This window comes from Bacillus luti (assembly GCF_001884105.1).
GTDB classification, from domain to species: domain Bacteria; phylum Bacillota; class Bacilli; order Bacillales; family Bacillaceae_G; genus Bacillus_A; species Bacillus_A luti.
The window spans coordinates 1-12773 of sequence record NZ_MACI01000066.1; the positions used below are offsets into that span (position 1 = coordinate 1).

The 12773-nt window shown below is 38.2% G+C and carries 13 protein-coding genes; all 13 read left to right on the plus strand.

All coding sequences use genetic code 11. From position 1 onward, the window contains the following. The coding region (locus BAQ48_RS15070) for a DinB family protein (protein ID WP_131800849.1) at positions 1–315 on the plus strand (315 nt) is incomplete at its 5' end. Between the two features lie 512 nt (positions 316–827). After that, a complete protein-coding gene (arsR, locus tag BAQ48_RS15075; protein WP_000046016.1) occupies positions 828–1133 on the plus strand; it encodes an arsenical resistance operon transcriptional regulator ArsR in 306 nt (101 codons plus the stop codon). Positions 1134–1193: 60 nt separating this feature from the next. Next, the gene (locus BAQ48_RS15080; RefSeq protein WP_071711686.1) at positions 1194–1631 is read left to right on the plus strand and encodes an ArsI/CadI family heavy metal resistance metalloenzyme; all 438 of its coding nucleotides are present in this window, start codon (positions 1194–1196) and stop codon (positions 1629–1631) included. Positions 1632–1647: 16 nt separating this feature from the next. Next, entirely contained in the window at positions 1648–2688 is a 1041-nt protein-coding gene (gene arsB / locus BAQ48_RS15085) for an ACR3 family arsenite efflux transporter (protein WP_071711687.1), read from the plus strand. Between the two features lie 20 nt (positions 2689–2708). Further along, on the plus strand, positions 2709–3113 hold the full coding sequence (gene arsC / locus BAQ48_RS15090; protein WP_071711688.1) for an arsenate reductase (thioredoxin): 405 nt from the start codon (positions 2709–2711) through the stop codon (positions 3111–3113). A 322-nt stretch (positions 3114–3435) separates the two neighbouring features. Then, a complete protein-coding gene (locus BAQ48_RS15095; protein WP_071711689.1) occupies positions 3436–4446 on the plus strand; it encodes a LacI family DNA-binding transcriptional regulator in 1011 nt (336 codons plus the stop codon). Between the two features lie 53 nt (positions 4447–4499). After that, the gene (locus BAQ48_RS15100; protein ID WP_071711690.1) at positions 4500–4931 is read left to right on the plus strand and encodes an RbsD/FucU family protein; all 432 of its coding nucleotides are present in this window, start codon (positions 4500–4502) and stop codon (positions 4929–4931) included. Positions 4932–4990: 59 nt separating this feature from the next. Beyond that, the gene (locus BAQ48_RS15105) at positions 4991–6496 is read left to right on the plus strand and encodes a sugar ABC transporter ATP-binding protein (RefSeq protein ID WP_071711691.1); all 1506 of its coding nucleotides are present in this window, start codon (positions 4991–4993) and stop codon (positions 6494–6496) included. 34 nt (positions 6497–6530) lie between these two features. Beyond that, the gene (locus tag BAQ48_RS15110) at positions 6531–7535 is read left to right on the plus strand and encodes an ABC transporter permease (protein ID WP_071711692.1); all 1005 of its coding nucleotides are present in this window, start codon (positions 6531–6533) and stop codon (positions 7533–7535) included. Between the two features lie 47 nt (positions 7536–7582). Beyond that, positions 7583–8578 carry an ABC transporter substrate-binding protein gene (locus tag BAQ48_RS15115; RefSeq protein ID WP_071711693.1) on the plus strand — a complete coding sequence of 332 codons (996 nt, stop codon included), beginning with the start codon at positions 7583–7585 and terminating at the stop codon, positions 8576–8578. Positions 8579–8622: 44 nt separating this feature from the next. Then, on the plus strand, positions 8623–9273 hold the full coding sequence (locus tag BAQ48_RS15120) for a class II aldolase/adducin family protein (protein WP_071711694.1): 651 nt from the start codon (positions 8623–8625) through the stop codon (positions 9271–9273). Positions 9274–9302: 29 nt separating this feature from the next. Then, positions 9303–10796, plus strand: a complete 1494-nt coding sequence (locus tag BAQ48_RS15125) for a rhamnulokinase (protein ID WP_071711695.1) — start codon at positions 9303–9305, stop codon at positions 10794–10796. Position 10797: 1 nt separating this feature from the next. Continuing rightward, positions 10798–12588, plus strand: coding sequence for an L-fucose isomerase (locus BAQ48_RS15130; RefSeq protein WP_071711696.1), 1791 nt, complete (start codon positions 10798–10800; stop codon positions 12586–12588). Positions 12589–12773 lie beyond the last annotated feature (185 nt).

Consider the following 12773-nt stretch of genomic DNA (forward strand, 5'->3'; position numbering starts at 1 on the left):
CACATCGCAGATGCGGAACGCGTCATGACCTACCGCCTGCTTCGGTTCGCAAGAGGGGACCAGACGCCTCTGACCGGTTTCGATCAGGAATTGTTCATGCCTCCTTTCGGAAGCTGGACAACCGCGCAATTGGCCGAAGACTACCGGGCCGTACGGCAATCAACGATCACATTGCTGCGCGGACTACCGGCGGAGGCGTGGACCCGAAAGGGCACAGCCAACAACCTAAGCATTACGGCGCGCGCCCTCGCGTACGGCATCGCAGGACACGAACTTCATCACATGGGGGTCATCCGAAACCGGTACTTGAGTTAATCGTTGGCTGAGGCCTTTGGAATGGAACAAACACCGCTCATACAACCTTAGATACCGTTCTTATTGGGGTCCCGCCCCACAACGATCAACTTAAGGATTTAGACTATTTTTGAAATTAAAAGCACGTTACTATTCTCTTATGTTAATGAGAAAGGGTAACGTGCTTTTTATGAATATGCATCAAAAACAAGAGTTATATCGATTTTTCTCATTTTGTGGTATTTGTTTTTCTTAGATTGAGGGTGATGGGGCATTACTCTATAATTATCAAATTAAAATTTAAAACAGTTATAGAGACTCCATTCCTCAGAAGTATTTTGACTATTAAGTTGTAAAAAGTAACGTAGTTTTTCATTTTTGAAAAGGCTATGGTCTTTTTAATTGTAGCAAAGATATGATGCTAGGAAGTTTTTTATTAATCAAAAAAAATTGATTAATGAGTTGCATAAAGAACTAAACAGCGTATATACTATAAATATCAAAAAAAGTTGATGAAAGGAGAGTGAACTACAATGGCACAAGATTTTCAGCTCTATGAGAAAAAGTTTAAAGCGTTGGCTGATCAAAAGCGTTTAGAGATTATGTATGAACTTTGTCAGCGAGGCCAGACGTGTGTATGTGATTTAACAGAGATTTTTGAAATGACGCAATCCAAGTTGTCCTATCATTTGAAGATTTTATTAGAGGCAGGTTTAATTGTAAAAGAAACAAAAGGTACGTGGAGTTATTATGATTTAAATGATGCGGAAGTGAATAATTTATTATCAGAAGAATTGTGCTGTATCTTTAGAAAAACAGGAAAAGGTAGTTGTTGTTAAAATTTTGAGCTATTAATCAAAAAAAATTGATTAATGATATATAAAGAGGAGGAATAAGGTATGAGATATGTTCACGTCGGTATAAACGTTACGAATTTAGAGAAGTCTATTGAATTTTATGAAAAGGTATTCGGTGTATCACCAGTTAAGGTGAAAACGGATTATGCAAAATTTTTATTAGAAAACCCAGGTCTTAATTTCACGCTGAACGTGCGAGATGAAGTGAAGGGAAATCAAGTAAATCATTTTGGTTTCCAAGTGGATACAGCTGAAGAAATTACATTACATAAAGAAAGGTTAGAAAAAGAAGGTTTCTTTGCGCGTGATGAGATGGATACGACTTGTTGCTATGCGGTGCAAGATAAGTTTTGGATAACAGATCCTGATGGTAACGAGTGGGAGTTCTTTTATACGAAAGCAGATAGTGATGTTCACAAAATAGAAGAGTCATCTTGTTGCACGACTTCTAATGAGGTAGATAAAAATTCTTGTTGTTAATAGGAGATGGAAAAAAATGAAGCGTTTATCTTTTCTAGACCGATATTTAACACTATGGATTTTTCTAGCGATGGCTGTTGGGATTGGTTTAGGGTTTGTATTCCCTAGTGTAGTAGATGGACTAAATGCATTACAAGTTGGTACGACGTCTATTCCGCTCGCTGTTGGTTTAATTGTAATGATGTATCCACCATTAGCGAAAGTTCGCTATGAGGAAATGGGCCGAGTATTTAAAGATGTAAAAGTGTTAGTGCTATCTTTAGTGCAAAACTGGATTATTGGGCCGGTACTTATGTTTGTTTTAGCAATTATTTTTCTTCCTGATAAACCAGAATATATGGTCGGGCTCATTATGATTGGATTAGCACGTTGTATTGCAATGGTAATTGTTTGGAACGATCTAGCTGATGGTGATAAAGAATATGCAGCAGGTTTAGTTGCTTTTAACTCGGTATTCCAAATGTTATTTTTCTCAGTTTATGCATACGTGTTCGTAACAGTAATTCCGGAATGGTTAGGAATTGAAGGTGCTATCGTTAGTATTACAATGGCAGAAGTGGCAAAATCAGTGTTTATCTATTTAGGAATTCCTTTTATTGCAGGTATGTTGACACGATTTGTATTCGTGAAGTTAAAAGGAAGACTATGGTATGAAAAGGTATTTATACCTAAGATTAGTCCGCTTACACTCATTGCATTGCTATTTACGATCATCGTTATGTTCTCTTTAAAAGGGGAAATGATTGTGAGTGTACCACTAGATGTAGTAAGGATAGCGATTCCGTTATTCATTTATTTTATCGTGATGTTTTTCGTTTCTTTCTTTATGGGAAGAAAAATTGGTGCAAGTTATCCGGTAACAACAACGTTAGCGTTTACAGCAGGTAGTAATAACTTTGAGTTAGCGATTGCGGTAGCGGTTGGTGTGTTTGGTATTCATTCGGGCGCAGCATTCGCAGCTGTCATTGGACCGTTAGTCGAAGTACCTGTCATGATTGCACTTGTAAATGTCGCTTTTTGGTTTAAACGTAAATATTTTAATGATCAATCAACTTAAAAACAAAGGTGGAAAACAACATGGAAAACAAAAAGACAATCTACTTTTTATGCACAGGAAATTCATGCCGAAGCCAAATGGCAGAAGCTTTGGGAAAGAAATATTTAGGAGATAAGTGGAATGTATATTCTGCAGGCATTGAAGCACATGGAGTGAATCCAAATGCGATTAAAGCAATGAATGAAGTAAATATCGACATAACAAATCAAACATCAGATATAATTGATGCAAACATTTTAAATAGTGCTGACTTAGTTGTTACGCTTTGTAGTCACGCAGATTCTGTCTGTCCTTCGACACCTCCGCACGTGAATCGTGTTCACTGGGGATTTGATGATCCAGCAGGAAAAGAGTGGTCTGAGTTTCAACGTGTTCGTGATGAAATTGGTGAACGTATAAAGCGATTTTCTGAAACAGGGGAGTAAATATAAAAAAGAGTCAACTCACACGAGTAGGCTCTTTTTTTATGTACTACGAAACTTCACAATAGAACGATATTACGGCGATAGAATGTGTAATAAACGCCTATCTAATCAAGAAAATAACGGTTCCATTCACGTTTTTCAGGTTATCTGATGAATAGGTGTATTTTTGTAGAAAAAATGTTTATAAAAAGCCTTGAAATATTCTGAAAATTAAATTATTATTATCCATGTAAACTACTAAGTAATCGTTTACATGGATAGATTAAGGGTTTAAGCGAAACTGAAGTAAACGATTTCTTGAAAACTTAGAAAGAGTGATGAAATGGCAAAGTCTACAATTAAAGATGTTGCAATGGAAGCGAATGTGTCTACAGCTACAGTATCTCGTGTGTTAAACGCAAGTGGATTTGTAAGTGACGACATTAAAGATCGTGTTCATTTAGCTGTGAAAAAACTTAATTATCAACCAAATGCGATTGCTAGAAGTTTAAAGCAAGATAAAACATACACGATTGGTGTTGTGATTCCAGATATCACAAACCATTATTACATGACAATTTCAAAGGCGATTGAAGATATTGTGCAACAAAAGGGCTATAACCTTATTTTCTGTAGTAGTCACGAAAATCCTAAGAAAGAGGATAAATTATTGCAGCTACTAGTGGAACAACGGGTAGATGCTATTGTGTTGGCGACTGCTGGAGGTTGTGAAGAAAGAGTGAGAAGTATTCATCAAGCGGGTGTACCAATTGTTTTGGTTGATCGGACCGTTGAGATTGGCGGACCAAAATTAGATTCGGTTGTAGAAAGTAATTTTGAAAGTGCTTATAAATTAACGAGCTATCTTTTAAAACAAGGACATCGATCTATTGGTCTTGTGAATGGATTGTTAAACGTTAGTACAGGTAAAGAGCGATATGAAGGATATAAGAAGGCTTTGGAAGAATTCGGGGTTCAGGAAGATGAAAATTATACGTATAATAGCACTTTTACAAGAGAGGGTGGAATGAAAGCAGTTGATTATTTTCTTAATTTCACCGAGAAACCGTCAGCTATTCTATCCTTAAACAATGAAATGGCATTGGGTGTTCTTCTTGAATTAACGAGGAGAGGCTACTCAATACCAAAGGACATAGTGATAGCTTCTTTTGGTGATGTTGAAGCAGCGCAATTATTACAATCACCTGGCATTATATCAGTAGCTCACAAACCATATGAAATGGGGGAAAGGGTGGGTGATATTTTATTGAAGCGTTTAAATAATGAAGAAGGTCCCTTTCATGAAATATTTACACCTCAGTTACTAATAGATGCACAAAGTATACGTAGTTAAAATGATTCGAAATAATGATTTTCGTTAAGATAAAAATTGGAAGGGAGATAGAAATGCTAAAAGGAATACCGAAAATAATTAGTCCGGATTTAATGAAAGTTCTTTTAGAAATGGGGCATGGGGATGAGATTGTTTTAGCCGATGGAAATTTCCCTGCTGCCTCTTGCGGGGCGAGGCTAATTCGATGTGAAGGACATGGGGTTCTTGAAGTATTGCAGGCAATTTTGCAATTCTTTCCACTCGATACGTATAGTAATCATTCTGTTTCGTTAATGGAGGTTGTAGATGGGGATCCTACCATGCCCTCCATTTGGGAAACGTATGACACAGCGATTAAAAAATACGATCATCATTTTGATGGTTTTGAAATGATTGACCGCTTTGCATTTTATGAAAGAGCAAAGAAAGCTTATGCAGTTGTTGCAACGAGTGAGAGTGCTCTCTATGCCAATATGATTTTAAAAAAGGGAGTGGTTACTGATTAACGCATTATGAAATTAATATATTGTTTGAATAAAAAATTGATAAGGTAGTAGGTGATAGGATGAGTGAATTGCTACTGAAAATGGAGGGAATTAGTAAAGCATTCCCTGGCGTGCAAGCGCTTTCTGGTGTTCGGTTTGAATTAAAAGAAGGCGAAGTTCACGCACTTTTGGGGGAGAATGGAGCTGGAAAATCCACATTAATGAAAATTTTAACCGGTATCTATCAAAAAGATGCCGGAACCATTGTGTATCAGGGGAAAGAAATAGAGGTTCCAGATACAAAAGCAGCACAAAGGCTTGGAATCAGCATTATTCACCAAGAACTTAACTTAGCGCCGGATTTAACGGTTGCACAAAACATTTTTATTGGAAGAGAGCCTAAAGGTTTATTTAATCTATTTTTGGATGAAAAAGAATTGAATAAAAGGGCAACAAAACTATTTGAAAGATTAAATATTAAGCTAGATCCTAAAGAATTGGTAGGTGATTTGACAGTTGCGAAACAACAAATGGTTGAGATTTCCAAAGCTCTTTCCTTTGATTCGAAAATATTAATTATGGATGAGCCAACCGCAGCTTTAACGGATACGGAAATCGATGCATTGTTTGTTATGATTCGAAAATTACGACAAGATGGTGTGGGAATTGTATATATCTCTCACCGCATGGAGGAGCTTAAGAAAATTACTGACCGTGTATCGATTATGCGAGACGGTACATATGTAGGAACGATGAATACGAAGGACGCAACGATTGAACAAATTATTTCCATGATGGTTGGAAGAGAAATTGATAACAATCAAAAACCAGAAATAAAAGAAAAAACGCGAGAAAAAGTGCTGGAAGTAAAAAGTTTAAATAGAGGGAAAACGATAAAGGATGTAAGTTTTGAACTTTATAAAGGAGAGATCATCGGTTTCGCTGGATTGATGGGAGCTGGAAGAACGGAAGTAGCCCGTGCCATATTCGGGGCAGATTCACTTGATTCAGGTGAAATTTTTATTAAAGGGAAAAGACAGAATATTAAGAATCCTTCTGATGCAGTGCAACATGGAATTGGATATTTATCTGAGGACCGAAAACAGTTTGGTCTTTTAGTTGGGATGGATGTAAAAACAAATATTGCAATGGCATCTATGAAAGATTATGTAAATCCTTTTGGCTGGATGCGTGTATCTAAGGTGGACCAACAATCTGAAGAACTCATTCAAAGATTGCGAATAAAAACACCATCAGGTAATCAATTAGTGAAAAATCTTTCAGGAGGGAATCAGCAAAAAGTTGTTATAGGCAAGTGGTTGACTAGAGATTCAGACATTTTAATCTTTGATGAGCCTACTCGCGGGATTGATATTGGGGCAAAAGATGAAATTTATAGGTTACTCAATGATTTAGCCCGGCAAGGAAAATCTATCATTATGATTTCCTCAGAACTTCCTGAAATATTAAGAATCAGCCACCGCGTGATTGTTATGTGTGAAGGAAGGATAACTGGAGAATTGAAGAATGATGAAAAAGCATCGCAAGAAGCGATCATGACTCTTGCGACAAAACGAATTATGTAAGGGATATTAACGGATAATAAAGGAGTGAACAAGAATGGAAATACAAAAGGCAGTCGAATTTCCAGTTGAAGGGAAGATAGGGAAAAGGATTAACTCAAACGCTCTTCAGCAGCTTCTAGCATTTGCAAGTTTAATTGTGCTTATTGTCATTTTTTCAATTGCTTCATCTAATTTTCTACAATTTGATAACATTATAGGAATCTTTCTATCGACAGCTGTTACGGGCATCCTTGCTCTAGGTGCAACGATGATTATTGTTACAAGTGGAATTGATTTGTCGTGCGGAACGGTACTGACCTTGACTTCGGTAATGACGGGTGTTTTTGCTGTCAACTTAGGTTTACCGGTTGGGGTAGCTGTTATCTTTGGGATTTTAATAGGTGCAGCAGCAGGGTGGATTTCTGGCTCTGTCATTGCGAAGCTGAAGATTCCGCCATTTATTGCAACGTTAGCGATGATGATGATTGCGAAAGGATTGGCACTTGTTATTTCTAAAGCTACTCCGATCTATTTCACTTCTATACCAAGCTTTAACAAAATTGCTATGGGTTCTATTATTCCAGGGTTTGCTATTCCGAATGCTGTTTTAATCTTTTTTGGAATGGCCATTTTCGCAAGCTTAATTTTAAATAAAACGATAATCGGAAGATATACATTTGCACTAGGAAGCAATGAAGAAGCAACTCGTCTTTCTGGAGTGAATGTTGATAAATGGAAAATAATCATCTATATGATTGCAGGTGTTTTTACTGGTGTTGCAGGGATTATTATGGCATCTCGTCTAAATTCTGCACAGCCAGCTTTAGGTGCAGGATATGAATTAGAAGCAATCGCAGCAGTCGTTATCGGAGGAACGTCCTTAAGTGGTGGTAAAGGAACGATTCTTGGTACTGTTATCGGTGCATTGATTATGAGTGTGTTAACAAATGGTCTTCAAATTCTTTCGGTACCTCAAGAATGGCAAACCGTAGTTGTTGGAGCGGTTATCCTATTAGCAGTTTACGCGGATGTGCTGCGAAATAAAAAAGCAAAGAATTAAATGCGATACTGTGTTTTAAATAAAACAATATATAGGGGGAATTTTGGATGAAGAAAGCAAAAAAGGGCATAGTTTTATCATCAATTCTCGCAATCTCAATGTTTATGGGAGCATGTTCTTCAAACAATGCAAGCACGGGAAGTAAGGATAGTGATGCACCTGCAAAAGATGACGGCAAACGTTATGTGGCTATCATTTCAAAAGGTTTCCAGCATCAGTTCTGGCAAGCAGTTAAAAAAGGGGCTGAGCAAGCAGCAGATGAGTACAAAGTAAATATTACATTTGTAGGTCCGGAAACGGAAGCGCAGGTTGATAAACAAGTTGAAATGCTTCGTAATACACTTGATAAAAAACCAGATGCGATCGGGTTTGCGGCATTAGACTCTAAGGCAGCACTTCCTTTATTAGAACAAGCAAAAAACAAAAAAATTCCGATTGTTGCATTTGACTCAGGTGTTGAGGGCGATATACCTGTAGCAACAGCTGCAACGGATAATAAAGCAGCAGCAGCTCTTGCAGCGGAGAAAATGGCTGGATTAGTTGGTGAAAAAGGGGAAGTAGCAGTTGTTGCTCATGACCAGACAAGTAAAACAGGTGTTGAGCGCCGAGATGGCTTTGTAAATACAATCAAATCAAAGTATCCGAACATCAAGATTGTCGATATTCAATATGGTAGCGGTGATCAATTAAAATCGACTGACGCTGCTAAGGCAATTATGCAAGCGCACCCAAATGTAAAAGGCATTTTCGGTACAAATGAAGGTTCTGCAATTGGGGTAGTAAATGCTGTTAAAGAATTGAACAAGAAGAGTGTAGTAGTTGTTGGCTTCGATTCTGGTAAACTACAAATCGATGCGATTAAGAGTGGAGTAATGGCAGGCGCGATTACGCAAAATCCAATTGGAATTGGTTATGAAACGGTTAAGGCCGCTGTTGAAAATTTAGATGGTAAAAAAGTATCAAAAACAATCGACACTGGTTTCTTCTGGTATGACAAAACAAACATTGATGATCCGAAAATTAAAGAAGTTCTGTATCAATAAGCTATAAAGCAATACTAATACGATAGAAATTGAGGTGTATAACATTGTCTAACGTAATAAATGATTTGAAATTATATGCAAATAAGATTGTCCAAACTGGTCTTGTAGTAGGAGCAGGTGGAAATTTAAGTATGAGAGACGGGAATATAATGTATATCTCTCCTAGCGGTTTTGATTTGCAAGAGATAGAAGATCACCAGTGGGTACGTGTCAATATTGAAACAGGCGAGATATTGGATGATTTAAAACCATCTTCTGAAATATTAATGCATCTAGAATGTTTTCGTAAACGTCCTGATATAACATCTGTTTTACATGCTCATCCAAGTTATTCGGTAGGTGTATCGTGTACTGGTCATACCATTCCGAGCCTATTCCCAGATTTTCCGGCAATGATCAAAAGCGTGGCTTATCTTGAATATATGATTCCGACTACAGAAGTATTGGCTAATGCGGTATCAGATGTGATTGAAGAAAATGACGTAATAGTAATGAGAAATCATGGCGTATTGACGGTAGGTAAAACAATGAAAGAAGCATATTTTCTAATGCAAATTCTAGAAGAAGCGGCAAAAGTATATACGATTGCATCAACAGTAGGCGTGCCAAGAATTCTTACAGAGGAAGAATGCCAGGAGTTAAGAGATCTATCTTCAGAGAAATATAGATTACAACTACTAAAGGACGCAGAATAATTAAGAATGCTTCCAAAGGGCGTGAATGAATGGAAAAAGTTTGGGCTTTTGATTTAGGGGCATCTAATGGGCGTTTAATGGTAAGTGGGTTTGATGGGAAACGCCTGTATCTTGAAGAGGTGCATAGGTTCTCTAATCGCCCTGTTTACGCAACAGGTCATTATTATTGGGATATTTTAAGGGTATTCCAAGAAATGAAGAATGGAATTGGGAAAAGTATTAGAGACGGTCATAAGTCGATTGAAAGTTTGTCGATCGATACGTGGGGCGTTGATTTCGGACTTCTATCTGAAACAGGTGAACTGCTTAGCAATCCGTATTCTTATAGAGATCCGCATACAAATGATAGTTTAAAAGAAATAATGGAAGTCATTCCGAGGGATGTTTTGTTCTCTCGAACGGGCGTCACGCCAGCAGCAATCAATACGATTTGTCAGCTTCATGCTATAAAAAAGCATAACCCAGATTTAATGGAAAAGGCAAAAACGCTTTTATTAACGCCAAACTTGCTTAGCTATTTATTTTCAGGTGTAAAGGCGAATGAATATACGATTAGTACAACGACATCGTTATTTAACATTCACGAGCGTAATTGGGATACTGCCCTCATGACAAAGTTGAGATTGCCTACAGAAATGATGGCACATATCGTGATGCCGGGAACCACTCTTGGTCCAACACTTTCTTCGATTCACAACGAGTTTGGCATGCAACCTGTTAAGGTTATTGCTGGTACAGGGCATGATACCGCCTGTGCTCTTGCTGCATTGCCTATAAAGTCAGAAAATTCAGTGTTTACGAGTTGCGGTACGTGGATTTTAATGGGTGTCCAAGTAAAGGATCCAGTAATAAATGAACAGGCTTTGGAATGGGGCTTTACAAATGAAGGAACGGCAGATGGCGAGTTTCGGCTACTTAAAAATATTATGGGATTATGGCTCATGCAAGAATGTAAAGCGGTTTGGGAGAAAGAAGGTAAGGTTTTTACTTACGAAGAAGAAGCAGCGTTTATTCGAAATACAAAACCATTTGCACACTTCATAGACCCAGATGATCCTGCTTTCTTCAACCCGGAAAATATGCCAAAACAAATCCGGGATTTCTGTATAAAGAGCGGTCAACAGCTTCCTGAAACGGAAGGAAGCTTCCTCCGTTGCATTTTGGAGAGCCTTTCACTCAAGTATAGGTGGGTGTTAGAGAAACTTGAAATTTTAACTGGAAAATCGATAGAAGTTATCCATATGGGCGGCGGGGGTATTCAAAATGATTTATTTTGTCAATTCACCGCAAATGCGACTAACCGCCTTGTTGTAGCGGGACCAGTTGAAGCGAGTGCGATTGGAAATGCATTATCGCAATGGATCACACTAGGAAAAATAAAAGATTTAAAGGAAGGTAGAGAGATTGTTGAAAATTCGTTTACTGTTAAGCACTATCAACCTCAAAATCAATTAGAATGGCAGGAAGCATACGGACGTTTTTCTGAAATAATCGACCAAAATGTAATGAAAAAGGGGTTTTAAAATGAAAACTGTTCATAATAGATTTTACAATAAATTACCGAAAATAGGGATTAGACCAACTGTTGATGGTAGAAGAAATGGTGTACGTGAATCGCTTGAAGATATGACAATGAATCTCGCAAAATCGGTAGCAAACTTATTAACCGAAAATTTGCGTCACTATAATGGCGAGGCAGTAGAATGTGTCATCGCTGATACGTGTATTGGCGGTGTGGCCGAATCGGCTCAAGCGGCTGAAAAATTTGCGGTAGAGGGAGTCGGTGTTTCCATTACTGTTACACCGTGCTGGTGTTATGGTTCGGAAACGATGGATATGAATCCAGATATTCCAAAAGCAGTATGGGGATTTAATGGAACAGAACGTCCAGGGGCAGTTTATCTTGCGGCGGTGCTAGCAGCCCATAATCAAAAGGGCATTCCAGCTTTCGGCATATACGGGAAAGATGTACAGGATTTAAGTGATACGTCTATTCCTGAGGATGTACAAGGGAAACTACTTCAATTTGCAAAGTCTGGCCTTGTTGTTGCCTCTCTAAAAGGAAAATCGTATCTTTCGATGGGATCTGTATCTATGGGGATTGCCGGTAGTACCGTTAACCCTGAATTTTTCCAAGATTATTTAGGAATGAGAAATGAATACATTGATATGTCCGAATTTGTAAGAAGGATAGATGAAGAGATTTATGATAAGGAAGAATATGAAATGGCTTTAAATTGGGTGAAAGAGTATTGCCCAGAAGGTGAAGACAATAATCCGGAAGAAATGCAAAGATCACGGGAGCAAAAGAATAAAGACTGGGAAACGAGCGTCAAAATGACATTAATTGCAAGGGATCTTATGGCAGGAAATCCAAAACTGGCGGAACTTGGCTATGGTGAGGAAGCGTTAGGATATAATGCCATTTCCGCAGGTTTCCAAGGTCAGCGTCAATGGACGGACCATTTCCCGAATGGTGATTTTATGGAGACAATTTTAAATTCCTCCTTTGATTGGAACGGAATTCGCCCGCCATACATTATGGCTACGGAAAATGATAGCTTAAATGGAGTGACGATGCTATTTGGTCATCTATTAACAAATACAGCGCAAGTTTTTGCTGATGTAAGAACGTATTGGAGCCCGGAGGCAGTAGAACGTGTGACAGGGCATAAGCCTAAAGGATTAGCTGAAAAGGGATTTATTCATATGATTAACTCCGGTTCAGCTGCACTTGATGGGACAGGACAACAAACGAAAGATGGAAAGCCTGCTATAAAACCGTTTTGGGAAATTACAGAGGAAGAAGTTCAAAATTGTTTAGCAGCTACTTCTTGGAGACCGGCTTCAACAGGATATTTCCGCGGGGGCGGATTCTCAAGTGATTTCTTAACAAAAGGAAATATGCCTGTAACAGCAGCCCGCCTCAATCTTGTTAAAGGCTTAGGCCCTGTTTTACAAATCGCAGAAGGCTATTCAGTTGAAATCCCAGAAGAGATGCACGACATATTGGATAAGAGAACAGATCCAACTTGGCCAACAACTTGGTTCGTTCCAAATATTACGGGAGAAGGTGCTTTTAAAGATGTTTACACCGTGATGAATAATTGGGGTGCTAATCACTGTGTAATAAGCTACGGTCATATTGGTAGTGATTTAATTACGCTTGCTTCGATGCTCCGAATTCCTGTAAATATGCATAACGTCAAAGAAGAACAAATCTTTAGACCGAGTGCATGGGGCATGTTCGGAACAAACGATCCAGAAGCAGCAGATTACCGTGCCTGCCAAAACTTTGGTCCATTATACCATTAAGGAAAAAAGTTCCCCCTGATAATATGTCGGGGGGTTACTATAGAGCATATTTTTCCGCATTGGAATGAAAGTGTTTTACATGTAACAGAAGTGCAAGTAATAGCAAACTCTTGAACATACGGATACTACTATTTTAAAGAGTTTAGTATCCGAAATAATAGAACAATAAAAAATAGCGGGGGTAA

What these genes read in the sequence shown, in the direction of transcription:
- arsC (WP_071711688.1), top strand. Translation starts at nt 2,709, where the DNA reads ATGGAAAACAAAAAGACAATCTACTTTTTATGCACAGGAAATTCATGC.
- BAQ48_RS15105 (WP_071711691.1), top strand. Translation starts at nt 4,991, where the DNA reads ATGAGTGAATTGCTACTGAAAATGGAGGGAATTAGTAAAGCATTCCCT.
- BAQ48_RS15080 (WP_071711686.1), top strand. Translation starts at nt 1,194, where the DNA reads ATGAGATATGTTCACGTCGGTATAAACGTTACGAATTTAGAGAAGTCT.
- arsB (WP_071711687.1), top strand. Translation starts at nt 1,648, where the DNA reads ATGAAGCGTTTATCTTTTCTAGACCGATATTTAACACTATGGATTTTT.
- BAQ48_RS15100 (WP_071711690.1), top strand. Translation starts at nt 4,500, where the DNA reads ATGCTAAAAGGAATACCGAAAATAATTAGTCCGGATTTAATGAAAGTT.
- BAQ48_RS15130 (WP_071711696.1), top strand. Translation starts at nt 10,798, where the DNA reads ATGAAAACTGTTCATAATAGATTTTACAATAAATTACCGAAAATAGGG.
- BAQ48_RS15110 (WP_071711692.1), top strand. Translation starts at nt 6,531, where the DNA reads ATGGAAATACAAAAGGCAGTCGAATTTCCAGTTGAAGGGAAGATAGGG.
- BAQ48_RS15115 (WP_071711693.1), top strand. Translation starts at nt 7,583, where the DNA reads ATGAAGAAAGCAAAAAAGGGCATAGTTTTATCATCAATTCTCGCAATC.
- arsR (WP_000046016.1), top strand. Translation starts at nt 828, where the DNA reads ATGGCACAAGATTTTCAGCTCTATGAGAAAAAGTTTAAAGCGTTGGCT.
- BAQ48_RS15095 (WP_071711689.1), top strand. Translation starts at nt 3,436, where the DNA reads ATGGCAAAGTCTACAATTAAAGATGTTGCAATGGAAGCGAATGTGTCT.
- BAQ48_RS15125 (WP_071711695.1), top strand. Translation starts at nt 9,303, where the DNA reads ATGGAAAAAGTTTGGGCTTTTGATTTAGGGGCATCTAATGGGCGTTTA.